This window comes from Pseudoalteromonas sp. OF5H-5 (genome assembly GCF_021530695.1).
Lineage (GTDB): Bacteria > Pseudomonadota > Gammaproteobacteria > Enterobacterales > Alteromonadaceae > Pseudoalteromonas.
The window spans coordinates 278,203-301,583 of record NZ_JAKGBF010000004.1 but is presented as its reverse complement, the minus strand read 5'-3'; the positions used below and the strand labels follow the sequence as shown (position 1 = coordinate 301,583).

Genomic DNA, 23,381 nt, shown 5'->3' with positions numbered 1-23,381 from the left:
CGAGTAAACTAATTAGTATGTTATTGGGAAAACTTAAAAATGAGAAAGGACAATGAAAACAATAACATCAGCAGTACTCGGACTCGTCGCTTATAGTTCAGTGGCCAGCGCCAACCAATCAGTTCATGAACACGATTATCAATATGTGGAAATAAACGGCAACAAACTTGCCTATGCTTGCAAAGGAGAGGGTGAGACTACCGCACTTTTACTAGCTGGTATGGGCCTTGATGCTCATGAAACCTATAAAAACACCATTCATAACATAAAGCCAAAAGGCTATCGCTTATGTTTTTATGACAGAGCAGGCACCGGAAAAAGCACTTTTGCAAAGCCTCGAGTACGGACTATGTTGGAGCTTACACAAGAGCTTGAGGCATTCACTCAAGCCACCAAAATGGATAATTTAGTACTTGTACCTCACTCTTTTGGTGGCTTTGTTGCAAGAGCCTATGCCAACCGAAACCCTGAAAAAGTGAAAGGGATGGTACTTATTGATATCGCTCATGAGTCTTGGTATCACGATATGAAAAGTAAGATGTCTAAAGAAGCATGGAAGATAATGGAATGGATCATCAACTGGGAGCGAGATACTCATTCATTAGAAGATTTTGAAGAAGCTTCTGCCCATACAGAGATGTACAAAATCAACCGAAAAATGCCAGTTACGATACTGTCACGTGGGTTCCCTTATGTGACTATCCGCTCTACTGGTATGAGTTATGCCGATGTTGATGTTTATACTCAAACTTCAAAAGACTCCCAAATAAAGCTGCAAGAAATTGGCGATAATGTTACGCCCATTACCATGAAATATGCATCTCACCTGTTTGATGAAACAGATCCATTTATTGCCATCAAATATATTGAAGAAATGGTGAAAAAGGTACAATAATATTTTTTACGCAAAGGGTTAGCGGTTATACTGCTGCTAACCCAACTAATAATAATAAAGCAATGTTCTCTCATCACATAATCAGTTCAAAAATCACGACTTTCTTAGTAGCTGCAGCCGGCTTTGCAGGGGGGGTATTGTCAGTACTGGGCGTAATTAACCATCCGGAATTGACGTTAATCCTCGACTTTACAGCAAGCTTTTTATGCTTGATGGTCGCGTTTAAGTTATATCAAAAGCAACTCAGGGCCTTAAATTGGGCAGCGGTGCTCGGCGCGCTTATGTCCATTGGTGTCGTCGTTGATGATACGCTAATCCAATTTTCATCAGGACTACTATTAACGGTTCAGTTGAACCTAGAATCCATAGCCGTAAACATCAACTTGCTTGGCTTGATTATCATCGCGACTGCGCTCACGGCAAAAATAAAGCTAACTAATTCAAAGGAATAATCAATGGAGCTACTTACCTATCTGCAGACGCATTTTATTACCAAAGAGACTTTGCTACTCGAGTCGCAGTTATCCCATCTTGAATTGGCTATGTTAATTGAAAAGCGTTTGATGCCAAAAGCCGCCTATAAGTTAGCATTAAAGCTTGAATGTGATTCTTTCTTTGGCGAGCACAGTGATGAAAGCTGCCTAGAATTTTATCCGCAAGGCGCTTTAGTGTGGCTTGGTGCTGTATCACAAGTAACGGATGAAGCACAAGCCTTTACACTCTTTAGTAAACGTTATAAAAACCAACTGCATAGATTAAAAGCGCAAGGCTTTAATCCGAGAGGTGCAAAGCTGGATCAAGACATCGACGCGCACTTAGAAAGTGAGTGGCAACACTTCCTTGACGGTATTTACGGACTTTGTACTAAAACGGGTTTACCTGAAGATATTGCAAATAAAGAAGCCGCCATCGTTATCATCAATGAGTATTTGGCAAGAGATGAACACTTGAGTTCAGATGAACTAACCAACCTTCACCAAGTGGTCGATTTATTGGATGAGGCCAGTGCATTATTTGCGCCTCATGAGCGTGAACGTAGCTCACGCAAGCGCTTAATAGATGACGTGAGAGCAAAATTTCCAAAGCCTTTAACATCATAATTGACAACTTTTCGTTTTTGAATAATACCAATTGAATTTATTAGAGAATTAATTCAATTGGTATAATGTGAATTGACTTCACATCCATTTCACACCTGTCCGCATAAAGTGTCTGTAACAAAACAACACAAGGGTCAACAGGCCCGAGGACAGGATGATGAACAAATCACTATTAACCTTATCTCTCGTTGCTGCAATGTCAGCAACTTCAATCAATGCGGTTGCACAAGATAAAAACACACCTCATGTGCTCATGGTGCTCAGTAGTTATGGCGAAATGGGTGCTGATGGCACCTTAAGCAAACCTGGATTTGAATTTGACGAGCTCAGTAAAGCGTATGCCGTATTCAAACAAAATGGCGTAAAAGTCACGTTAGCCTCGCCGAAGGGCGGTGAACCGTTGGCAGATAAGTTCGATAAGAACAAATCCTATAATCAAGCATACAGTAATGATACGACTGCGATGGCGCAGCTTAAAAACACTAAAAGACTGAGTGAGTTAGAGCCCGCGCAATACGATGCTGTGTTTGTGGTTGGGGGTAAAGGCCCAATGTTCGACTTGCATGATTCCAAGCCGTTACAGGCAATTATTCGCGAGATCTACGTTAACAACGGCGTAATTGGTGCAGTTTGCCATGGTCCTGCGGCATTGGTAGGTGTAAAGCTTGAAAATGGCGAGTACTTAATCGCTGGTAAGCGAGTAAATGGCTTTACTAACGAAGAAGAAGCAGCGTTTGGTAAAAAATGGACCGAACAGTTTCCATTCCTACTTGAAGATAAACTCATTGAACGTGGTGCGTCGTTTGTGCAAGACGGGTTAATGTTGAATCAGGTAAGCATTGACGGTCATTTGATCACAGGGCAAAACCCTTTTTCTACGGTAGATACTGCTAAAGCGATGGTTGCGGCACTAGGTCTGACGGTAAACGAGTTACCGCGATTCAAAGACGATGAAAGTATTTTGTTGGTAGAAGAGTTCTTTTCAGATAGCAGCAAAGCGAAGGCGCGTTACTTAGCGGATAAGTCATCGTTTGATCCCATGTTGCTCGGGATCTCTGGTTTATATCAAGCGCAGCATGCGCAAACTGCTCATCAACTTGCCGTGGCCATTGAGTTGATGCAATTAACCCTTGCAGATATCGATCACCCCATGTTGTACGAAGCGCTAGTAAATGCACAGCTCAAACTAAATGATGTATCTGGCGCAAAATCCACAATAAAAGCAGCGCTTAAAAAGCACGGTACGGCGGAGAGTTTGATTGCACTAAAAGAGAAAGTTTATGGTTAAGCAAAACTGGAGAAAAGCAATGTTAGTAGTGACTGGAATTATCGCGGGCGTTGCCGCTGTTTGGTATGCAGTATTTGGATTAAAGCCATACAGCGTTACGCCAGAGGAATTAACGCAAATATATAGCTATGAGCAAAAGGCGGTGGAGGTAAATCTTTCGCCATTAAAAACCAATCACTTTGCGCTTGAGTACACGACGTTTGATGGCGATAAAGTCAATGGTCATATTCTCTACCCAAGTAATTACGACGCGACTAAACCAATGCCCGTTATGGTGGGTGTCCACGGTATGGGCCGAAGTGATGTACGCTGGATACAAGAGAGCTTTAAGGGGCGTGATACGTTTGAGCAAACGGATGAGCTTACCAAAATGGCACTAGCAAATGGGTATGCAGTGGTTGCTATTGATTCGAGGAATCATGGTAAGCGTAAAAATCTTGAGCATAATATTATTGAAGTTATGCATGATTTAGATTGGTGGGGCAAGCGCGATCCATACGAAAAGTTAATTATTGATTCGGTAAAGGATCACAGGGTACTGCTTGATTGGATTGCAACTCAACCGCAATTTGATCAAGACCAAATCAGTGTTGCGGGATATAGCATGGGAGGTCAAATCAGTTTAATTCTAGCAGCGCTGGATAAGCGAGTAGATAATGTATTATCAATTGTGCCGCCTTACCTGACTAACGCGGTGGCACGAGTGGCGATTAAAAACTTTGCGACGGCAGTTGATTCTCCCAAGGTGTGGTTGGTCTCGGCTGATGACGATGAATACACAAGCGAGCGTGAAAATAAAGCACTATTTGAAGCCATTGCGAGTGTGCAAAAACATCATGTAGTCATTGAAGGTGGGCATCTCTTGCCTGAAGGCTACTACAAAAAACTACAAGGCTGGTATTAATGAAAGCAAGCTCACAACTCAATATTTTAGTGATTGAAGACAACCCCGCGATTGCAAGTAATATAGCCGATTACTTTGATATGCAGGGGCATAGTTTGGACTTTGCCTATACGGGAGAGCAGGGTTGTGAGCTTGCATTAACGCAATATTTTGATTGTATTATTTTGGATATTATGCTGCCAGATATTGAAGGACTTGAGGTCTGTCAGCGATTAAGGCTTCAAGCCGACAGACATATTTCCATCATCATGTTAACTGCTCGAGATACTTTGGACGATAAATTAGCAGGATTTGCGCAGGGTGCGGATGATTACCTCACCAAACCTTTTTCGCTAGAGGAGCTAGCAGCCCGAGTCAGCGCATTAACTTGCCGATTAAATCCCACACCTGCTGCAAGAACACTTAGCGTGGGGAACGCAGATAAACAGGTTACGCTCAATTACCAAAATCAAACGGTAACGCGGGGTGAGACTGCACTCGTGTTACCACCAATATTGTTCAATATTCTTAAAATTTTGATGGAAAGTTATCCTCGAGCGGTATCAAAGAGTGAGCTTGTTGATCGTATTTGGGGCGAGGAGGGCACTGACTCGGATTCTTTACGGTCACATATCTACCAATTACGTAAAGCGGTAGATAAGCCATTTCCAACTGCCATTATTAAAACCATTCACAGCGTTGGCTTAGTGCTGGATTTATAGCTGAAATTGCAACTGAGAAAAATGAAAACAAAACAACTAAGAAACCGCATCATCACCTACTTTGTCTCTATTGTAGTACTGCTCAGTGTATTATTTTCACTGATCACTTTGCTTTTTAGCTACATCATAGAAGACAGCTTTTTTTATCAAATTTTAGAAGATGAAAGAAAGCAGATAGCGCTTCAAATCGTCAATAACGAGACACCAGAACCGCATTTTGACTTCGTCACATTTCATCCTACAACCGACACTTTACCCGCGGTGGTAAGAACGCTACTCGCTGAGGAACCAAACCGCAAAGAGTTTAGTGCTGAGGCGGGTAAACATTATCATATCGCCTTTCTAAACAAGGATGACCGTGGACAAGACATATTGCTTGCTGAAGTAAGCGGCCATCTTGTGGTGCGCGAACTGCGAGGCTTGATGCTTGGTTTTTCACTGACCTTATTGGTGATTGGATTAGTAATAGCGCTATTGCTAGCGCTCGGTACGGTAAAGCTGGCAAAAAAATTACTTAAACCTTTGGATGAGCTTATGGTAATTGTAGAGGCAAGTCCCGTTGAAAACCTCCCGACCAATTTTGCATCTCAGTTTTCGCAAAATGAAATTGGTAAATTTGCACAAACGCTAGAATCAGCCCTTGCTCGTATTCGAGCATTCGTTGAGCGTGAACGCCAATTTACCAGAGATATTTCCCATGAATTGAGAACACCTGTCACCATTTCCCAAGGGGCGGTTAGTTTACTCAACCACACCGAGTTAAACAGTAAACAGCAAGAGCTGGTGGCAAGGATAGTGGAGTCTGACCAGCAGATGCAGCTAACACTAGAGGCGCTACTTGCCCTTGCCCGGGAAAAAGCCGATACACCGGAGCAGACTAATTTACAATCCGTGATTGAAGCTTGCATTATTAATAACCAAGTGCTGTTTGAGCATAAAGTCCTAAGTATTGACTTACCCGGCAATGTATTTGTTCCTATGGCCACGCAGGAGCTAAGATTGGTAGTGCAAAACCTGTTACAGAACGCTGTACATCATAGCCAAGGTGAGCAAATCCATATTCGTTATCGAGATAATACACTAACGATTGCAGATAATGGGCAAGGGTTACCACAGACCTTTACGGCAAATGAACAAGCCTTTGAGTCTGGCATGCGGGGTCCTAATAGTTTAGGTACTGGCATTGGCTTATCGCTAGTAAAGCGTCTTTGTGAGAAGTTTTCTGTAAAGGTGATGATTGAAAGTGGCGAAACGGGTGTATCGGTTCACTTAAAGTTTGCTTAGGGTTGTTGTTGACCTGACCCAACAGAGAATGAAAAGGCACGGCGACTTCCGTTATCGTGCCTTGAGAGAATTTAATTGAACTTAAGAAAACTCGGCGATAACCAATACTCTCTTGTGTTTAGCACTATAAAAAACAATCCCTTCACCACCACCCTCAAAATAAGTGGAGAAGCAGAAAGTACCAAGGTAAGTAAAATCTACACCGTGCTCTTCATCAAAAAAGCCAATTTCACGAGTGGAGTAGTGGCTGTAATTCTCGCCACTTTGCTCTTCCATAGCGTCAAAATAGCGCGTTTCGTCATCACCTTCTTCATCCCACAAATAGGCGTCCCAATTGCAACCGAGTATGGGTTGGCCACCGAATTCAAATAGCGGATCGCTTTCTTCGTTTTCGTCAAGAGAGTAGTTAAGTCGTTGATGTTTGGCGTAGAAGCTGGCTGCTTGCTGATGGTATTCGCTATAGTCTTCAAAATCCTCCTTCTCTTCACTTAGGTTGTCAACGTTGTGAGCGTCAACTTGCCACCCATTGTCTGTCAGTGAGTAGGAGATATAAGGAAGGTCGCCATCAAAAATCTCCATAGAAATCGGTAATGCGATAAGCACATTATCATCGCTGTTTACGTCTAACTTTGAATAGGCAAGTAGTCCTATTGGTAATAGCTGAGTGTCATTAAACGCAACATCTTGGCTGCTTGGGAATGGTTTGTAAAAATCAGTCGCTTGTAACACTTTTGTCGCAGAGCATGTGACTGCCGAATCTTTAATGTAGAGGGCCATAAAATAACTCCTTTTTATGGTTTATTTTTTGGTAATTAATACGTTAGGCTTATATTTGGTGCACACCATATAGCGATGTGTGTGGAAAATCAATCCGTGATAATAATTGTTCGGGTGTTAGTGTGCCTGTCCTTTATATTCTCTCCAAATTTGTAGCTTATCATGCCTATGATAGGGCCATTGCAGTGCAGGATTGTCCGCTATAATACAAACTACATCAGGTGAGAAAAGTAGATACGCCATGGAAAATAGAACATTTAAAATAAAAGTAATGGATTTAACTGAATTAGAAATTGTAGCAAAGTGGGCTCTGCAAGAAGGGTGGAACCCTGGGCTTAGCGATGCACGGTGCTACTATCAAGCCGATCCAAATGGCTTTTTAATTGGCTATCTAGGCGATGAACCTATCGCTTCGATTTCGGTGGTTAAGTACGATGATTCATTTGGTTTTTTAGGCTTTTATATTGTTAAACCAGAATATCGAGGTCAGGGTTATGGGATGCAGATTTGGCAGGCTGGACTTCAATATTTAGCTGGTTGTAACGTCGCACTGGATGGAGTGGTGGCGCAGCAAGAGAATTACAAAAAATCGGGTTTTAAGCTCGCCTATCGTAATATTCGCTATGAAGGAGTGGGTGGCGGCGAAACGCCTGATTGCACAAACTTAGTGGCACTTGAAAGATTACCGATAGAAGAGGTCATTGCTTACGACAGTGTGTTTTTCCCAGCCAAAAGAGTAGCCTTTGTTGACGCTTGGATTAACCAGCCAAACTGCCACGCTTTAGGCATTAAACAGGATGACACACTTGTAGCCATAGGTGTGATCCGTCCTTGTCACGTCGGCTATAAAATAGGCCCTCTTTACGCTGATAACGTAGAACTTGCAGAAACACTCTTCTTAGCGCTTAGGTCCAAGGTATCAGCAACTGAGGCCATTTATTTGGATGTGCCAGAAGTAAATGCAGCTGCTGTTGCGCTTGCACAAAAGTACAAGATGTCACTTTCTTTTGAAACCGCAAGAATGTACACCGCTGAACGCCCAGATTTGCCATTAACGCGAGTGTTCGGGGTAACTTCGTTTGAAATAGGTTAGTTTGATTCAATCGAAGCGGTATTGCTGATAGGTTGAAGTCAATAGCTCAACAAACTCCCGTACCTTTGCGGGAGTATATTGCTTCGACAAGTACAGTGCGTGAATAGGATAACTTTCATCGTGTAGTTCAGGTAGTAGCTGTACACAACTGCCCATAGCTAATTCATCTTTAAATGCCCATAGCGGCCCGTAATGCACACCAAGGCCAGCGTTTACCCAATTTTTTAGCACTGCAACACTGTTGGCGATGAGTTTACCACTTACCGCAACGGCTTCACGGTGCAGGCCTTTACCGAGAATGAGCTGATTATCAAGTTTAGGTTTATTGTAAAAGATAAAGTCCAGTTTGCTTAAATCGCTAAAGCGTTGTGGTTGCCCCATGCGTTCAATATACGATTTAGAGGCCACCAAGACCCGTGGTACATGACCTAGTTGTCGGCAGATCAAGGAGGAGTCATCCAGTTTGCCAATCCTAATTGCAATATCGATTTGTTTAGCCTTGAGATCTTCGAAATGACTGCCGAGCAGTAACTCGATATTGAGATCTGGATAGGTGGTTATCATGGTTTGTACCACAGGAGCAATGAAGCGCTCGGCGAAGTCGTGTGGAGCTGCAACCCTCAATGTCCCAGAAGGCAGTGCTGAGGTGCCTGAAATCGACTCTTCTAATTCCCTTTTTTCATCAAGTAATTGTTTTACACCTTTATAGTACTCAAGCCCAACCTCAGTTGCAGCTGTTTGTTTAGTGGAGCGCTGTAAAAGTTTTACTCCTAATCGACTTTCTAAATTTGCGAGCTTTCGGCTTACCGAGGAGGGATCGGTACCTATCACTTCAGCCGCAGATTTGAGGCTGCCAGATTCAACGGTAAGAACAAATAAATCTTCTTCAGTAATCGATTTCATAGCGGATGTAAAAAATGCAATTAGTAAATGACTAAAATCACTATACCTGTATCCCTTTCACCTAGCTACACTAAAAGTCGATTGAATATTTCAAGTAGGAGAAATAGGTATGTCTAAGCAATTAACAGGTAAGGTTGCGTTTATCACTGGGTCAGCCAAAAATATGGGGAAGGATTTTGCTATTGCGCTGGCAAAGCAAGGCGCTAATCTTGTTATTCACTATCATAGTGCCCATTCTAAACTACAAGCATTTGAAACCCAGAAGGAAGTTGAAGCGCTGGGTGTTAGGACGACGCTAGTACACGGAGATGTCAGCAATAAAGCGCAAGTAATGAATATATTTGAGCATATTATTAGTGAGTTTGGCGGCGTAGATATCGTTATCAATAATGCCGGCACTATCAGCAAAAAACCGTTTGTTGAATATAGCGAGGAAGATTTTGACAGGCTATTTGGGATCAACTGTAAAGGGGCATTTTTTGTGATGCAAGAAGCCGCTAAACATATTCGTGATAATGGTCGGATCATTAATATGGGCACTTCGCTGCTGGCAGCATTTACTGGAAATTATGCACTCTATGCTGGCTCAAAAGCACCACTTGAGCATTTCACTCGTGCGCTGGCAAAGGAAATCGGACATCGAGGAGTGACCGTCAATACTATTGCACCAGGTCCAATTGACACTGACTTTTTCCGTGGCGAAGAAAACGAGCAAACCATTAATTATTTGCAGTCTGCAAGTGTAATGAACCGACTAGGGCAAGTAGACGATATTACCCCTGCGGTGCTTTATCTTGCGTCGGAGCAATCACGCTGGACGACTGGGCAAACTTTGTTTGTTAACGGAGGTTTTGTCACTCGTTAAGTATGCTATGAGGGCACAAGTTGGTTAGGCGGTTTGTGCCAACGTTTTGTTCGCCAACAAGATGGTAAAAGTGGTGCCATTTCCGGCTTTGGAATTGACTTTTAAGTCACCTTCTAAATGTTTTTTGACGAGATTATAGGTGACGGAAAGTCCAAGCCCGGCATGACCATGTTGGCGAGCTGTGGTGTAAAAGGGCTCGAAGATCCGGTTTAGGACCTCATTACTCATACCGATGCCTTCGTCTTTGACTCGAATAAATATTTTATTGTCAGTGATCTCTAAACGAACAGCGGCAAACGGCTGGGTGTCGCTATCATTACTAAAACCATGCACTCGGGCATTCTCTAGCAGCTGCAACAAGATTTGCTGTAGCGCCTTAACGTTGATTTTGACCAGTTGTTCCAGTTTTCCTGTTGCGCTAAATTCAACGCGCATCTTTAACTGGAAACGTGCCGTTTGTTCGCAATAATCGCGAATAACTGCTTCTAGGTCGACAAGTTGCTCGACGTCAGTTTCTTGCTCTGCGGAGATATTCTTGAACTCTTGTACTAGCTTTGCCGTTTTGCCGAGATTTCGCTCTGCGATAGACAACCCAGAATCCAATGCTGCCATAATTTCTAAAAACTCAGCGTGCGACAAACGCTGAGTTTTCATGCCGGTTTCCATCACATCCACTTGCTCTTGGCAGGACGACACCGCGGTAATTGAGACGCCAAGTGGGGTATTTACCTCGTGAGCCAATCCTGAAACTAAGCTACCTAGGCTCGATAATTTTTCCGCCTCTACCAGTTGCTGGTGGATCACATGGATGTGGCTAAGGAGCTGGTTGATGGCAAGGCTAACATCAGTCAATTCATTGTGATTATCAATGTCGATACGTTTTTCGAGACTCGAGCTCTCAATAATGTGGTTGATTTGCGAGCGAATATGATTGATTGGATGTTGAATAGAGCGATATAAAGCGAAGCCAACGGCGATTAAGCTCACCAATACAATCACAGAAAAAATAATGAGCAACAACTTTAGTTGGCTAAATTGTTGCTCGGTTTGCTCCACAATACTGAGTGCGACGTCATTTTGTACCTCGGTGAGAGCTTGTAGTGACGAAGTTAACGGATCGAACTTTTCATAGAGTGCAGTAACAAACTGATTTTGTGGAATCGCTAAAAATGTCCCTTGATTTATCGCGCTTTGGAGCGTGGCAATATGCGTAAATACGGCCTGCAGTTGGAACTCAATGAGTTCAACTTTGACTTGCTCCGCCGTCACCAAATATGTGTTTAGATAGCTTTGCCAGGCGTCGTTCATGACCCGAGTAGCATCTGCTATTTGCACCAGCACCTCGTCTTTGGAGACCAGCCCTGCACGATACTTATGAAGTATGTCGACAATCTGAATCGCACCGTGATCTGATACTTTTTTTATTTGAATAAGCGGCACAACACGATCGGCGTATAGAGATTCTACTTCTGACTCAAGGTGAGCGTAACGGTTAAAAGCATATCCAAGCAGTAAGGCAAGCGCAATGATGGGAAACACAATTAGCAGCCATAATTTATGGCGAATATTAATTAGCTCTAGCACTACAGATAACTCATTTTTTATATATCAACTTGAAGTATAAGTGCTGTTGATAATGTCGCCATTTTTCGTGGTGAAAATTAAAAAAGCACAATATGCGACTTGTGTCGCACTTTTTTGTTTGTTAATGTGTGACATGTGTCGCAGTTGTGAGAAAAACAATGAAACCAAACTCAACCGAACTAATCGTTTTAAAGATCCTTTGGCGTGAACAGCCAAGAACGGGTAAAGAAATTCACACAGAAATAGGATCAAAGCTCAGCTGGAGCTATTCATCAACTCGAAAAACCCTAGAGAGAATGTGTGAAAAGGGTTATCTCGCCGAGCAAATGCAAGGCAATAAAAAAATATACTCAGCTGTCCTTGCTAAGGTACCGACTCTCGCACTTTATGCCCAAGAGTTTGCAAAGCAAATTATGGAGTTGGATGAGCCTCTGCCAATCGCTATGTTTTCAGATAGTAAGTTAATTGCAGCGGATGAATTAGATGAATTAGAAGCCATGTTAGATGAGTTAGCTAAGACGCAAGGTGATAAAGAGTAAGGTATGGAACTAATATTACTTTCGGTCTTGCTGTGGGTGGCGCTTAGTGGCTTAACGTACGCGCTTGGAGTGAAATTTTCCGCTCGGTATGTACAGAATAAAGGACTTTGGTGGGGCGTGCTGGCAGTGACTTTTGTGCCTTGGATCCCACTTGAACACATGGGGCAACACAACGCGATTCCAGCCGTATTGTTTAATGCCAATTTACAACAATTTGCAGAGCCGCTGCTGGCGATGACGAAGCGTACTCAAGTTGCGTCTGACTGGCTAAACCTGACGCTTATGGCTGTATTTATGGTCTATTGCGTTGGGCTAATCGCTCATCTTTTGGTACTTGGGCGACAGTATTGGCGAGTAAAACGCCTCTGTAGCACCGCCTCAAAAATAAAGCTCGGCGCACCGAGTTGCTATCAATTGCCAATTACTTGCTCTCCTTTTGTGTTCGGACTGTGGCAACCTAAAGTGTATTTGCCGGTGGAATTTGACACGCTACCAGAGGCAGAACAGCAAGCACTTATTCTGCATGAGTTAACCCACATAGATAAAGGCGATCACATTGCCGTCGTAATTTGGCGAATACTCGCGACGCTTGCTTGGTTTAATCCGTTTATTGCAAAAATGGAACAGGGCTTTATTCGAGCGATGGAATATCGCTGTGATGAGGTGACGATAGCGAAGCACGGCCTTGAGCCTTTGGCTTATAGCAAAGCATTAATGAACTCTTTAAAACGGGCTGCTGCTCCGCCGAAAACGATGAATATGACAGCAAATTTTGCATCTAACTCTTTGACTTTAGATGATTATAAAAAGCGTTTTAGCGTTATTCTTAAATCTAAAAAGAAGCCAAGTAACCTTGTGTTGATAGGGTTTTTTGTGTTGCTTAGTTCAGGTTTAGCCTATGGCAATATTCAATGGACAATGGGAACGGCGATGGTCAGTAAAACATGGACATACCCAGTCGTCACACCTGAAATAACATCAAGGTTTGGGCATATATCGAACTTTCGTCACAATAAAGCACATCAAGGACTGGATTTAGCTGGCGGCGTTGGTGAACCTGCGATGGCGGTTGCCAGCGGTACGGTCACGATTGCCGATGATAAAACCTTGCCTGAGAATTACGGTAAAGTGGTGTTGATCCATCATGACAATGGTTATCAAAGTCTTTACGCACATCTTGATAGCATTGATGTTGAGGTGGGTGAGCAAGTATCGCAAGGAGAAGTGATCGGTACCATAGGTGAAACCGGTCGAGTCACTGGTCCACATCTACATCTAGAAGCTCTACATAACAACACGCGCATTGATCCGCTGACCTTATTGGAAAATTAACATGATTAAAAAGCTTTTTATTGCCATTGTAATGATGGCAACTTTTGGCTGCTCGAAACAGCCCGAGCAGACTCATTCTGTCAATAAAGCGCAAGAGAATACGCTTGTGTCGGTACAAGCAGAACAAGGTCAAGTTGTTGTACTCAATAGATCCGCTGAAGACTCAGTCACGGCCCAAATCCAAATCACAGAGGAGCTAAAGCCAGTTCAAGATATTCGTTTACTTGAACTTAAATCGGGTGAGAGTTTAGCTAATCTTTTAAGTGAGTTTGCATTCAGTGACCGCGATAGTTGGCTGGTGGAACAAGCCGTGAGTACGTGGACATCACTGACTAAGCTCAAGGCTGGACAGTTAATAGAAGCAGAGCTTGTAGACGGACAAGTACAGCTGATCCGCTTTGAATATGCATTTGCACAGGTTATTGAGATTAAAAGAGCGGATGAACAGTGGCATGCATCGCTAAGTGAGCTTGAAACCGTCACGCAAACAAAGCGTTTATCGACAAGCATAGATTCTAGTTTTTTTGTGGACGCCAGCAAAATCGGGGTGCCCAATGATATTATCAATCAAAGTATTGTGGCCTTATCTCACCTTGTTGATTTTCAAAGAGAAGTATATGCCGGCGATCAAATTTATTTTGTATTTCAAGAACAGCAGCTTGTGGTTGCCGAAGAGTTACTCAAGCAAATCTCCAAACCTTTAGCATTACAACATGTTGCGCTACTTTCAGGAAAAGAAAAATACCGCTTATACCGGTTTACTGATAATGGCGGAACGACCGCTTTTTACCACTCAGATGGTACCCTCGCGCAAAGCTTTCTAATGAAAACTCCGCTTAACGGTGCTCGATTATCGTCAAACTTCGGTAAACGTCATCACCCAGTATTGGGCTATACCCGAATGCACAAAGGGATAGATTTTGGTGCGCCTGTTGGTACGCCTATTATGGCTGCGGGTTCTGGAAAAGTACTCAAAGCTGGGTGGGGCGGCAGCTTTGGTAATCGCGTAGTGTTAGATCACGGTAAAGGCTATCAAACACTTTATGCTCACTTAAATGGCTTTGCGAACGGTCTCAAGGCAGGGACGCGAGTAAAACAAGGAGACGTGATTGGCTACCTTGGTAATACCGGCCTGTCGCAGGCGCGTCACTTACATTATGAAGTGCATAAAGACGGAAAAGCCATCAATCCACTCACCCTAAAACAACCAAAAAACACTAAGCTAAGTGACACGCAATTTGATGAATTTAGCGCGCAGGTTGCACAAATTACCACACTGCTCGATAGCGAAAACACAAAGCTAGCTCACCATGATGGACAGTCGGGCCGCATAGGTAATGCCGATGACTAGTCCTGAAAGAAATCGCATTAACAGCCTCGACTTTATTCGCGGGATAGCAATCCTATGTATTTTACTTATCAACATCGAAAGCTTTGCCTATCCCAATCCATGGGGCAGTTACCAATATGGCTTTATGACGGATATAGACAGTGAGGTAAGATACTGGGTTTATGTATTTGCTCAGGGCAAGTTTTACGGACTGTTGGCGATGTTATTTGGCGCAGGTCTCACCATTATTCTTCAAAAACAGCCATTTGAATTTGCTATTAAATTAAGTGCGGCAAGGCTAGTGGCTTTATTTATACTCGGCCTTGTTCATGCTTATTGTATTTGGAGTGGCGACATTCTTTATCACTATGCCGTGATAGGAATGATTGTCACCACCGTCATATTACTTGGCACCCGGGCCATCAAAGTCAGCATAGTAATTTGTTTGGCGTTTATGTTAGTTGCAGGTTTTGGCAGAGCAGAGCGCACCATCGCCCAATATGATGCTTACCAAGCAGCACTCAATGTGGACGAAGCGTCTCGCACACGAGACCAGCAAAAAGCGATTAATCGGTGGCAGAATAAAACCGAACCACGGACACCCACCCATCGTACTTTGGAAGAAACGCCAAGCTTAACTGAGTATTGGCAGGAAAACTTTGACAGTCCGCAAGTCCACAAAGGTAAGCTGTTTTATTCAAGTATTTTTTGGTCCACGCTAATGATGATGCTGATAGGCTCGCAGCTGTTTCAATGGGGATTGTTCTCAAAGACTAAACTTAGCCCATTTGCGGTAGTGGCACTGCTTTGCTTGATTGCGGTGTCGTGTTATGCCACTCAAGCTCGTTATTTTCATTGGCTGCAAAGTTCACATATCCCAGTGTTGTCTTACGCTAAACAAATGGTCATCGTACTTAACCGGGAGCTGCAAGCGATTGTTTACTTGGTTTTGTTATCTTTGCTATATAACCGTTGGTTGCATCGGTTCAAACCCCTGGAGGCGATAAATCAAGTGGGTCGATTTGCACTGAGCAATTACATTGGACAGTCACTGTTATTGGTGGTGATATTTTATGGCTTTGGATTACATAATACGCTAAGTCGCAGTGAGCTCTTGTTCTTATGGCTTGTTATTATGGCAGGGCAGCTGCTATTAAATGTGATTTACGGGCGATTCTTTAAAGTGGGACCCGTTGAACGTGTATGGCGCAAACTAACAATTAAGTTACATGCATAATCGACTCGAATTTTTTACAAATTCGAACTTCATACCTAAGCTAATTTTGACCTAATATTGAAGTCGATACGTTAGCTTGAGGTAAAGTATGGAAATAGAAATAACACAAGGATGGGACATTGAGTATGCACAAGCGGCTGCTGAGCTTTATGTTGACGCGTTTGGTAGCAAATTCAACGCTGCAGTGCCGGATCGCAATAAGCTGATCACTATTATCGCGAAGAGCTTCATCTCAGAATACTCTTTTGCTGCCTTTGCAGACGGCAAGTTAGTGGGGGTTGCGGGCTTTCAATATGGCAAAGGCGGTTTTACATCGAATATGGGCTTTACTGGACTCATTGATGAATTAGGCTTGCTAGGCGGGGTTAAAGCCGCAGCGGTGTTTACCCTATTTGAGCGAAAGCCTGCGCCCAATGAAGTAGTGATGGACGGCATCGCTGTTGCAAAATCGGTCAGAGGACAAGGTGTTGGCACTGCGCTTTTAGTGGCACTGCAGCGCTATACCAAACAAAGCGGGTTTCACGCTTTACGACTTGATGTAATTGATTCTAACCCCCAAGCAAAAAAGCTTTATATGAGAATGGGTTTTGTTGCCTCCCATCATGAAGATTTTTCTTATCTAAATTGGTTAATCGGTTTTAGCGGGGCAACAACGATGTTGTGGCGTCCATAGGACCGGTTTTCTGTGCTGCAAAAAATAAACGTGAAAGATAAGCAGACCTTAGGCATTTGCTTTTGCTATGAAGTAACAAGTAAAATGCCGAACTTTACGCATAACCAGACACCGACATGACAGCAATAAACCCTGTATCGACCCTCCTTAATCATCTGCAAACCCAAGCAGTACCAAACGAGCTTAGGCGTCTATTTCATGGACGTGGTCGTTGCTATGAAGGGCTTGAACAAATCACAGTAGATTGGTTACAAGGTCAGCTCTTAGTCTCTTTATTCAAGGAGCACGACGTTGACTTGATAACGTCGTTAAAGCAGGCATTATTATCACTTGTGGAGACTGAAGCATTTAACGGACAACTCTCTGCTATTTTGCTGCAACATCGTTATTTGCCTGACTCAGATCTTGAGGTTTTGTATGGTGAATTAACTGCTATGCCTATCGTTGAAGAAAATGGACTTAAATATGGCTTAAAGCTTGGCGTAAAGCAGAACATGGGACTGTTTTTAGATATGCGTTTGGGTCGTGAGTTTGTTAAAGCTCAGTCTGCGGGGGCTCGGGTACTTAATCTGTTTTCTTATACTTGTGGGTTTTCTGTTGCGGCAATTGCGGGCGGAGCTGCCCATGTTGTGAATCTAGATATGGCAAAAGCGGCGCTCAAGCAAGGCCGAGTCAACCACCAACTCAATGAACACGACCTCAGCAAGGTGTCTTTTTTAGGCCATGATTTGTTTAAATCTTGGGGGAAAGTACGTAAATATGGGCCGTACGACCTAATCGTAATTGATCCGCCAAGCTTTCAAAAAGGCAGCTTTGCATTGACCAAAGACTATCAACGTATTTTAAGAAAGCTTCCTGAGTTACTTACGCCAAATGCCCAAGTGTTGGCGTGTGTGAATTCTCCCGATGTTTCAAGTCAATTCCTCATTGATGAAATGACCAGAGAGGCACCAACGCTTACGTTTGTTGAACGTTTACAAAACCCACCTGAATTTAAAGACATTGATGAGCAAAGCAGCCTCAAGTGTTTACGGTTTAAAGCAAGTTAATCTATTTTTTAGCACTTTGACTGGATGTAAAAGTGTGGACTAATACAGATAACCATTTAGCATTGAAAAGCGACCATTCAGCAACATTCAGAGTGCTTTTCGACGCTAAATGCGTACCATGAACGTATTCAGTCACTATTTGTATTGATTATGGTCAATCTCACATTGCAGCGAAATGAACAATTCGCAATTTTAGCCATCGTTGCCGCAATAAGTTTTGCTATCAGTCTTACCGATTGGGTGCAGCGGGGCATGTTGTTGTCAGCAAATATCGCGCTTTCTTCTATTTTGGCGGTTGTGTTCCTCTACTGGTTACCTATGGTGATAAGTTACGTACTCATCATCCGTTTCAAGATAGGCAATTGGCCGCTGCAATATATCGGCTTTTACGGACTGATGGTAATGGGCTGTTTATGTTGGGGTGTACTCAGAAGTGGAATGTTAAATACCCATGCATTTTCACTGTTTGAGGCGCTAACCATCGCACTGCCTTGGTCTAGCGGTATTTTTGTGGTGATTAAGTTCTACCTTTCCCAAAAGTTGTTAAAACAAGAAAAACAGCTTCGCCAACTAGCTGAAATTAAGTTATTACACAGTCAGTTAAACCCGCACTTTATGTTCAATAGCCTCAACACAATTGCAGCCTTTGTACCAAACCAACCAGAAGCAGCACGGTCTTTGGTTCATAATCTCGCTGCGGTATTAAGATATTCATTAACGCATTCTGTGACAAGCGGAAAAATACCGAGCAAAGTATCCGTTGCCGATGAGCTAATTGCACTAAATCAATGGTGCGAGATAGAGCAAAGCCGGTTTGGGGATGCGCTTATCATCGACTTTGATATCGACGATGCATTATTGAGCGAAGTAATACCGCCAATGATTTTACAGCCACTTTTGGAAAATGCAGTAAAACATGGCAACAGTAGGCCGCTTCACATTGATGTATTAATCAAAAAGTTAGCGAACCAGTTAGTGTTTAAAATCAGTGACAACGGGGTGGGCTTTAAGGAGCAGGACATATTGAGTTCGTCAGATGCGGGACTCGGTCTTTCGATCACGCGCTCACGGTTAAAGTTAGAAGAAAATGCTGAACTTAGGCTTGGTAACGACATGCACACAGGTGGTGCTGTTGTCAGCTTTTCACTCACACGAGGAGCAAAGGAATGTTGAACATTGCCATTGTGGAAGATGAGCAACCAGCCATTGATAAATTAACTGAACAACTTAGCCAGATCACCAAGCACAACTTGGTACTGACTTGTAACACGCCATTAGTATTTCTTGATACATATCGAGAACTTGCGATAGATATTGTCTTTGTCGATATTAACTTGCCAGAATGCAATGGTGTTACTTTGGTCGAGAAACTTCAAGGAACGGGGTTTGCAGGTGCGATAATTTTTACCACGGCCTACAGTGAGTTTGCGGTTGAGGCCTTTACGCTCGGCGCGGTTGATTATTTGCTCAAACCGTATAGTACTGAACGCTTAGCGTTGGCGCTATCAAGAGTCAATCGTGTTATCGCGACAGGATTCGCCGCTACTTTAACGAGTAAGGTGGCGGGGAAAACCTCACTAATTGATGTCAGCAGTATCGAACTTATCAAGCTAGAATACGGTCAAGCCATTGCGTTTAGTAATGGACAGCAATATCCCATTGATGGCTCCCTTGAGGAGATCCAACAGCAATTGCCAACACATTTCTTAAGAGTTCACCGTAATGCCATTGTAAACCAAAGCGCGATAACGGCGTTTGAACGCTGGGTTACAGGGGGTTACCTTGTCAAGTTGCGAGATAGCAATTTACAAGTTGTGACCAGCCGGGGCGGTGCAAAACTACTCAAACAACAACTGAGCAACATAGGGCTCAGCTAACTCAAAAAAGGTAATAAAATGATGAAAACTATAATGCCATTTTCTTTGGTAGGGCTTCTTGCGGCCTGCTCAAACACGACTATACCAGATGTTAAACGTCAGTTTATCGATGATGGTCAGACTCATCCATTGGTTGTGGTGTTAGGTGGCAGCGAAGGGGGGAATACACTCGCTAATCCTCAGTGGAAACCATTTTTAGATGGATTTAATGATATTGGTGTCTCAGTAGCTGCACTTGGTTATTATGGCACTGAAAATACATCGAGCAGTGCAGCTGAATTATCTTTGGATGATATAGCCAAACGGATAAAAGCATTGAGTGCAGACCCAAAGATAAATCCAAATTGCGTAGCGGTGTATGGTTTTTCTAAAGGAGCGGAGCTTGCGTTATTACTCGGTGCGCACTTTGATGAGATAAACCATGTAGTGTCCGTTATGCCTAGTCACGTAAGCTGGAATGCTGTTAAGACTTTGTCTTCTCGCTCGAGTTGGACGCTTAGCGGCAATGCTCTGGACTACATTGATGCACCCCTGTTGTCATGGAAAATGCAAAAGGGGAACGTAACGGGAGAGTTTACACCTGCCTTTGAGGCTGCATTGGCAGAGGCAACACCTGAAGCAATTGCAGCCGCTCGCATCCCGGTTGAAAACACCAATGGGCCAGTGCTGCTGGTCTCTGCCAAACACGATGAAATTTGGCCATCGTACAAAATGGCCGGATATATAGAAGCTGGTTTACGCGAGGCTAGTTTTTCTCATCCATTTAAACATATCGCACTTAACTCGGGTCACTATAGCTTTAACAAAAAAGTGCAAACCGAGGTAAATCAATTTTTAAGCGAAACCTTGGTAGCACGTTGCGCGAATTAAGTAGCAATGAATTCACCTTGCTTTTATATTCTTGGTCGTTGAAAAATTTACCGAGCTGTAGGTAACGTTGTGTCTGCAGCTTTTAGTCGCTTTGTGTATTTTGCCGGTGTGATCTGAAAGATAGTTTTAAATTCGCGAATAAGATGAGATTGATCAGCGTAGCCGCAATCTAGCGCGAGTTGAGCGATGTTAATGTCAGGTGTTTCTCTCAGTTTTTGTTTAGCCAATCGAACTCTATAAATGCGAGCTAAATGTTTAGGGGTAATCCCACAATGTGTTTTAACTTGTCTCTCTAATTGCCGTTTTCCGATCGGAGTTTGAGCATATGCTTGCTCTAAAGGAGTCATTGAAACAATATGCTCAAGGAGTGTTTGGGTATGTAGGATAGAATTGTGTCGAGGAATTGGCATATTCAATATTGGTTCTAGGAGTTGAAGTAATGCTGTCAGGTTGGCACTATTTTTTTGTAGCGTGTTCAACAAGGGCAATATATTTTTGGGATTTGCTATAGGATGTTGCAGCGTTTTCAGAAATGCCAGTCCCGCGGGTTTAAAGCGGATCCCGAAAAAACATGCCTGTTCAGAATAGCTGACTTTGCTAGACTGAATGGCAATTGGTTGTAGATAAAAGGGGGCTGTGAGCTGATTGTCGTTGAAACTAACGAGCCCACAAAGAGGGAAGATAAATCCAGTTGCCCCGTCGCTTGGAAGCCAAGTTTCTCCGTGCTTGTGTGATTGTGCAAACCAGATAGCTTGCACATAGTTAGCGATTTCACCTGTTGGGTTTATTAATTCAAGCGTTAGATCTGTGCTCATTGAACTCTACATTCGGCTTAAACATTTTCACGATCCGATTCCAGCTGTTGATGGCATTAATAGCGATAGTTAACGTAGTCAATTCTTTATCATCAAATTCTACATTGAGTGTTTGATAAAAAGCGTCGTCAATCATTTGTGCGTTTGTCAGCTTTTCACAAAGCGCTAATGCCAGTTTTTCTTTATTGGTGTATAACGGCATGTCTTGCCATGCACTTAATCCAATAATTCGATTAGTGGTTTCACCATACTCTAGTGCCTGTTTAGTGTGCATTGCAATACAAAAAGCGCATTGATTGATTTGTGATGCTCTAAGTTTAACGAGCTCCCAGATTGTGACTCCAAAAGTTGTATGTACCTGCTGTTTTAATAATTCCTCTTGTCCCAATAAGTGCTGAATAAGCTCAGGTGCCTGATTGAAGTAGTCTGCTCTTTTCATTTCTGAATCCTCATGTTTAGTGATACGTATAGTGTAATGAGGTGTAAGCGGTAAAAATTGAAAAAAAACGTCTTTGTAATAAAATTTTAAGGAAGGAACACACAACTCTAATTTAAAGGATGGTTGTCAAATAATGTGCGATGTAAACCTTGCTCTAGCGCTTTATCATTTATCCACACTCAAAAAAATCTGGCTTCAGGCCAACGGCACTTTTACAAATAAACAGCAGCAGGTAGAGCCAGTTAGTTTCGAATTATATAAAGCGACTTTTGACATACTGGGCTTAAGTTTATCTCAAGCACATCAGTTACAGTTTCAATATGCTCATGATTACGATAGCTTTATTGATGCAATTGTAACAATTGCTCAGCCAAGTAGTGAAAAAATAGCACTGCTAAAACATGTCACCTGTCATATGCCTTGCCCCGGCAGTTATCAAGAAAAAATAGCAGCTGTTCAAAATATGCCGGATGTACTCACTGAGGACGACCTGAAATGCTGGCAGGACAACGGCTATGTCATCGTTAAGAATGCAGTGAGTGCTGAAGGCTGTGCTAATGCGAGAAACGCCATCCAAGACTATTTGGAGATTGAATTAGCAGAACCAAAGACTTGGTATAAGGTTAACCAAGAAAAAATGAGTCGCAGTATGGTGCATTTGGTACAACATAAAGCACTGGAAGACAATCGGAATTCAATAAGAATTCATAAGGCCTTTAGCCAGTTATGGCAAAGCGAACAACTGATAGTTTCAGCCGATCAGTGTGGGTTCAACCCGCCTGAAACTGCACAATCTAGCTTTCAAGGTCCTGATCTACATTGGGATTTAGATTTCTCTAAGCAACTCACGTTTGGCACGCAAGGAATTTTGTATCTATCAGACACTGAAGAAAAACAAGGTGCAACAACGGTTGTACCAGGATTTCATACAAAGCTAGAGTCATGGCTTGCAACGGCTCCATGGGATCCATGTGTTCCAAACACAGAATACTTACATCAACTGGGTTCCAAAGCAATTGCAGCCAATGCAGGAGATATGGTGATTTGGCATCAATTTTTACCCCATGGTGGCAGCGCGAACACAGCAAACGCACCTCGTATAGTGCAATACATCAATATGCATCCATTTCCAGAAATGTAGAAGGTGAAAAAATCTCTATTTGGTTAAATTTTGTCTTAACTTGGCGGCGAGCAAACAGTAGTATGATTGTTAAGTTTGGGAGAATGTAGCAACTCACCACAAGGAAAAGCCGTCGATGCAATTAGCACAACTCAATATAGCCACCGCTAAATACCAAATGGATGCGCCAGAAATCCAATACTTTGTAGAAAGTTTAGACCGAATTAATTCACTCGCAGAGCAAAGCCCTGGCTTTATTTGGCGCTTAAAAGATGAAACCGGTAATGCAACAGAGATTAAGGCGTTTGATGATCCAAATATTATCGTGAATATGTCTGTATGGCAGTCGGAGCAAGCGCTCAAAGATTTTATGTTTAAAACCGCGCATAAGGAATTTTTGGCGCGTAAAAAAGAATGGTTTCACCGCGCTGAACAGGAAACCTACGTGTTATGGTGGGTTGAAGAGGGTCATATCCCGACGCTAGATGAGGCCAAAGAAAGGCTCGATTACCTGCGTCGTTTTGGAGATTCGGCTTATGCCTTTACGTTTAGAAATAGTTTCACCGAACTAGACGTAAGGGAGAGGGAAGCTTGTGAAGAAGATTAATCTTGTGCACCGATGAAATGATAATCAACCGTAAAGGTGTAGAGCCGCGTGGAGTGGTGAATACTGATGATGTTGGTGGTACACTAATCGTAGATCATG

General features: G+C 42.9%; 25 protein-coding genes. 20 read left to right on the top strand and 5 right to left on the bottom strand.

Annotation, left to right across the window (positions count from 1 at the left end):
- Positions 1-52: 52 nt before the first annotated feature.
- The 7 genes from L1271_RS08120 (at position 53) to L1271_RS08090 (ending at position 6,172) form a co-directional block, all read left to right on the top strand.
- Entirely contained in the window at positions 53-895 is an 843-nt protein-coding gene (locus tag L1271_RS08120; RefSeq protein ID WP_235367538.1) for an alpha/beta fold hydrolase, read from the top strand.
- Positions 896-957: 62 nt separating this feature from the next.
- Positions 958-1,347, top strand: coding sequence for a hypothetical protein (locus tag L1271_RS08115; protein WP_235367537.1), 390 nt, complete (start codon positions 958-960; stop codon positions 1,345-1,347).
- 3 nt (positions 1,348-1,350) lie between these two features.
- Positions 1,351-1,995, top strand: coding sequence for a DUF6058 family natural product biosynthesis protein (locus L1271_RS08110; protein ID WP_235367536.1), 645 nt, complete (start codon positions 1,351-1,353; stop codon positions 1,993-1,995).
- Between the two features lie 157 nt (positions 1,996-2,152).
- Complete coding sequence (locus tag L1271_RS08105) at positions 2,153-3,283, top strand: type 1 glutamine amidotransferase domain-containing protein (protein WP_235367535.1); 1,131 nt, start codon at positions 2,153-2,155, stop codon at positions 3,281-3,283.
- A gap of 19 nt (positions 3,284-3,302) precedes the next feature.
- A complete protein-coding gene (locus tag L1271_RS08100) occupies positions 3,303-4,187 on the top strand; it encodes a dienelactone hydrolase family protein (protein WP_235367534.1) in 885 nt (294 codons plus the stop codon).
- Complete coding sequence (locus L1271_RS08095; protein WP_235367533.1) at positions 4,187-4,888, top strand: response regulator transcription factor; 702 nt, start codon at positions 4,187-4,189, stop codon at positions 4,886-4,888. Before L1271_RS08100 ends, L1271_RS08095 begins: the two co-directional genes overlap by 1 nt.
- 21 nt (positions 4,889-4,909) lie before the next feature.
- A complete protein-coding gene (locus L1271_RS08090) occupies positions 4,910-6,172 on the top strand; it encodes a sensor histidine kinase (protein WP_235367532.1) in 1,263 nt (420 codons plus the stop codon).
- An 81-nt stretch (positions 6,173-6,253) separates the two neighbouring features.
- Here the strand turns inward: L1271_RS08090 and L1271_RS08085 are convergent, their stop codons facing one another.
- On the bottom strand, positions 6,254-6,949 hold the full coding sequence (locus L1271_RS08085) for a hypothetical protein (protein WP_102056649.1): 696 nt from the start codon (positions 6,947-6,949) through the stop codon (positions 6,254-6,256).
- A 241-nt stretch (positions 6,950-7,190) separates the two neighbouring features.
- On the opposite strand from L1271_RS08085, the gene L1271_RS08080 reads away from it, so the two are divergent.
- Positions 7,191-8,042 (top strand): GNAT family N-acetyltransferase, encoded by an 852-nt coding sequence (locus L1271_RS08080; protein ID WP_235367531.1) that lies wholly within the window; start codon positions 7,191-7,193, stop codon positions 8,040-8,042.
- Between the two features lie 6 nt (positions 8,043-8,048).
- On the opposite strand, the gene L1271_RS08075 is transcribed toward L1271_RS08080, so the two are convergent.
- The gene (locus L1271_RS08075; protein WP_102056651.1) at positions 8,049-8,945 is read right to left on the bottom strand and encodes a LysR family transcriptional regulator; all 897 of its coding nucleotides are present in this window, start codon (positions 8,943-8,945) and stop codon (positions 8,049-8,051) included.
- A gap of 109 nt (positions 8,946-9,054) precedes the next feature.
- Between L1271_RS08075 and L1271_RS08070 the strand changes: the two genes are divergently transcribed.
- The gene (locus tag L1271_RS08070; protein WP_102056652.1) at positions 9,055-9,810 is read left to right on the top strand and encodes an SDR family oxidoreductase; all 756 of its coding nucleotides are present in this window, start codon (positions 9,055-9,057) and stop codon (positions 9,808-9,810) included.
- A gap of 24 nt (positions 9,811-9,834) precedes the next feature.
- Here the strand turns inward: L1271_RS08070 and L1271_RS24840 are convergent, their stop codons facing one another.
- Positions 9,835-11,394: a sensor histidine kinase gene (locus L1271_RS24840; protein WP_102056653.1), complete on the bottom strand. Its 1,560-nt coding sequence runs from the start codon at positions 11,392-11,394 to the stop codon at positions 9,835-9,837.
- 158 nt (positions 11,395-11,552) lie between these two features.
- Here L1271_RS24840 and L1271_RS08060 point away from each other — a divergent pair, with 158 nt between their 5' ends.
- From L1271_RS08060 to L1271_RS08020, 9 genes are all read left to right on the top strand, one after another.
- Positions 11,553-11,933 (top strand): BlaI/MecI/CopY family transcriptional regulator, encoded by a 381-nt coding sequence (locus L1271_RS08060; RefSeq protein ID WP_010371797.1) that lies wholly within the window; start codon positions 11,553-11,555, stop codon positions 11,931-11,933.
- A 3-nt stretch (positions 11,934-11,936) separates the two neighbouring features.
- The gene (locus L1271_RS08055) at positions 11,937-13,265 is read left to right on the top strand and encodes a M23/M56 family metallopeptidase (protein WP_211868743.1); all 1,329 of its coding nucleotides are present in this window, start codon (positions 11,937-11,939) and stop codon (positions 13,263-13,265) included.
- Position 13,266: 1 nt separating this feature from the next.
- Positions 13,267-14,616 (top strand): M23 family metallopeptidase, encoded by a 1,350-nt coding sequence (locus L1271_RS08050; RefSeq protein ID WP_235367530.1) that lies wholly within the window; start codon positions 13,267-13,269, stop codon positions 14,614-14,616.
- A complete protein-coding gene (locus tag L1271_RS08045; protein WP_235367529.1) occupies positions 14,609-15,832 on the top strand; it encodes a DUF418 domain-containing protein in 1,224 nt (407 codons plus the stop codon). The genes L1271_RS08050 and L1271_RS08045 overlap by 8 nt, the downstream gene beginning before the upstream one ends.
- Before the next feature lie 88 nt (positions 15,833-15,920).
- Positions 15,921-16,505, top strand: coding sequence for a GNAT family N-acetyltransferase (locus tag L1271_RS08040; RefSeq protein ID WP_235367528.1), 585 nt, complete (start codon positions 15,921-15,923; stop codon positions 16,503-16,505).
- A 116-nt stretch (positions 16,506-16,621) separates the two neighbouring features.
- Positions 16,622-17,554, top strand: a complete 933-nt coding sequence (locus L1271_RS08035) for a class I SAM-dependent methyltransferase (protein WP_235367527.1) — start codon at positions 16,622-16,624, stop codon at positions 17,552-17,554.
- Between the two features lie 150 nt (positions 17,555-17,704).
- On the top strand, positions 17,705-18,727 hold the full coding sequence (locus L1271_RS08030) for a sensor histidine kinase (protein WP_235367526.1): 1,023 nt from the start codon (positions 17,705-17,707) through the stop codon (positions 18,725-18,727).
- The gene (locus L1271_RS08025) at positions 18,721-19,431 is read left to right on the top strand and encodes a LytR/AlgR family response regulator transcription factor (RefSeq protein WP_010604559.1); all 711 of its coding nucleotides are present in this window, start codon (positions 18,721-18,723) and stop codon (positions 19,429-19,431) included. The genes L1271_RS08030 and L1271_RS08025 overlap by 7 nt, the downstream gene beginning before the upstream one ends.
- Before the next feature lie 18 nt (positions 19,432-19,449).
- Complete coding sequence (locus L1271_RS08020) at positions 19,450-20,301, top strand: acyl-CoA thioester hydrolase/BAAT C-terminal domain-containing protein (protein ID WP_235367525.1); 852 nt, start codon at positions 19,450-19,452, stop codon at positions 20,299-20,301.
- Between the two features lie 47 nt (positions 20,302-20,348).
- On the opposite strand, the gene L1271_RS08015 is transcribed toward L1271_RS08020, so the two are convergent.
- Both L1271_RS08015 and L1271_RS08010 read right to left on the bottom strand, forming a co-directional pair.
- On the bottom strand, positions 20,349-21,116 hold the full coding sequence (locus L1271_RS08015) for an AraC family transcriptional regulator (RefSeq protein ID WP_235367524.1): 768 nt from the start codon (positions 21,114-21,116) through the stop codon (positions 20,349-20,351).
- On the bottom strand, positions 21,094-21,555 hold the full coding sequence (locus L1271_RS08010) for a carboxymuconolactone decarboxylase family protein (protein ID WP_102056662.1): 462 nt from the start codon (positions 21,553-21,555) through the stop codon (positions 21,094-21,096). Before L1271_RS08010 ends, L1271_RS08015 begins: the two co-directional genes overlap by 23 nt.
- A 133-nt stretch (positions 21,556-21,688) precedes the next feature.
- Between L1271_RS08010 and L1271_RS08005 the strand changes: the two genes are divergently transcribed.
- Both L1271_RS08005 and L1271_RS08000 read left to right on the top strand, forming a co-directional pair.
- Positions 21,689-22,696: a phytanoyl-CoA dioxygenase family protein gene (locus tag L1271_RS08005; protein WP_102056663.1), complete on the top strand. Its 1,008-nt coding sequence runs from the start codon at positions 21,689-21,691 to the stop codon at positions 22,694-22,696.
- 115 nt (positions 22,697-22,811) lie between these two features.
- The gene (locus tag L1271_RS08000; RefSeq protein WP_010604564.1) at positions 22,812-23,282 is read left to right on the top strand and encodes a DUF3291 domain-containing protein; all 471 of its coding nucleotides are present in this window, start codon (positions 22,812-22,814) and stop codon (positions 23,280-23,282) included.
- The last annotated feature ends 99 nt before the right edge of the window (positions 23,283-23,381 follow it).

Bases quoted from the DNA above. Each gene is read 5' to 3' on its own strand.
- L1271_RS08010 (WP_102056662.1), bottom strand. From the start codon at position 21,555: ATGAAAAGAGCAGACTACTTCAATCAGGCACCTGAGCTTATTCAGCAC.
- L1271_RS08030 (WP_235367526.1), top strand. From the start codon at position 17,705: ATGGTCAATCTCACATTGCAGCGAAATGAACAATTCGCAATTTTAGCC.
- L1271_RS08060 (WP_010371797.1), top strand. From the start codon at position 11,553: ATGAAACCAAACTCAACCGAACTAATCGTTTTAAAGATCCTTTGGCGT.
- L1271_RS08040 (WP_235367528.1), top strand. From the start codon at position 15,921: ATGGAAATAGAAATAACACAAGGATGGGACATTGAGTATGCACAAGCG.
- L1271_RS08085 (WP_102056649.1), bottom strand. From the start codon at position 6,949: ATGGCCCTCTACATTAAAGATTCGGCAGTCACATGCTCTGCGACAAAA.
- L1271_RS08110 (WP_235367536.1), top strand. From the start codon at position 1,351: ATGGAGCTACTTACCTATCTGCAGACGCATTTTATTACCAAAGAGACT.
- L1271_RS08090 (WP_235367532.1), top strand. From the start codon at position 4,910: ATGAAAACAAAACAACTAAGAAACCGCATCATCACCTACTTTGTCTCT.
- L1271_RS08115 (WP_235367537.1), top strand. From the start codon at position 958: ATGTTCTCTCATCACATAATCAGTTCAAAAATCACGACTTTCTTAGTA.
- L1271_RS08100 (WP_235367534.1), top strand. From the start codon at position 3,303: ATGTTAGTAGTGACTGGAATTATCGCGGGCGTTGCCGCTGTTTGGTAT.
- L1271_RS08035 (WP_235367527.1), top strand. From the start codon at position 16,622: ATGACAGCAATAAACCCTGTATCGACCCTCCTTAATCATCTGCAAACC.
- L1271_RS08015 (WP_235367524.1), bottom strand. From the start codon at position 21,116: ATGAGCACAGATCTAACGCTTGAATTAATAAACCCAACAGGTGAAATC.
- L1271_RS08000 (WP_010604564.1), top strand. From the start codon at position 22,812: ATGCAATTAGCACAACTCAATATAGCCACCGCTAAATACCAAATGGAT.
- L1271_RS08020 (WP_235367525.1), top strand. From the start codon at position 19,450: ATGATGAAAACTATAATGCCATTTTCTTTGGTAGGGCTTCTTGCGGCC.
- L1271_RS08005 (WP_102056663.1), top strand. From the start codon at position 21,689: ATGTGCGATGTAAACCTTGCTCTAGCGCTTTATCATTTATCCACACTC.
- L1271_RS08095 (WP_235367533.1), top strand. From the start codon at position 4,187: ATGAAAGCAAGCTCACAACTCAATATTTTAGTGATTGAAGACAACCCC.
- L1271_RS08050 (WP_235367530.1), top strand. From the start codon at position 13,267: ATGATTAAAAAGCTTTTTATTGCCATTGTAATGATGGCAACTTTTGGC.
- L1271_RS08075 (WP_102056651.1), bottom strand. From the start codon at position 8,945: ATGAAATCGATTACTGAAGAAGATTTATTTGTTCTTACCGTTGAATCT.
- L1271_RS08080 (WP_235367531.1), top strand. From the start codon at position 7,191: ATGGAAAATAGAACATTTAAAATAAAAGTAATGGATTTAACTGAATTA.
- L1271_RS08045 (WP_235367529.1), top strand. From the start codon at position 14,609: ATGACTAGTCCTGAAAGAAATCGCATTAACAGCCTCGACTTTATTCGC.
- L1271_RS08025 (WP_010604559.1), top strand. From the start codon at position 18,721: ATGTTGAACATTGCCATTGTGGAAGATGAGCAACCAGCCATTGATAAA.
- L1271_RS08105 (WP_235367535.1), top strand. From the start codon at position 2,153: ATGAACAAATCACTATTAACCTTATCTCTCGTTGCTGCAATGTCAGCA.
- L1271_RS08120 (WP_235367538.1), top strand. From the start codon at position 53: ATGAAAACAATAACATCAGCAGTACTCGGACTCGTCGCTTATAGTTCA.
- L1271_RS08055 (WP_211868743.1), top strand. From the start codon at position 11,937: ATGGAACTAATATTACTTTCGGTCTTGCTGTGGGTGGCGCTTAGTGGC.
- L1271_RS08070 (WP_102056652.1), top strand. From the start codon at position 9,055: ATGTCTAAGCAATTAACAGGTAAGGTTGCGTTTATCACTGGGTCAGCC.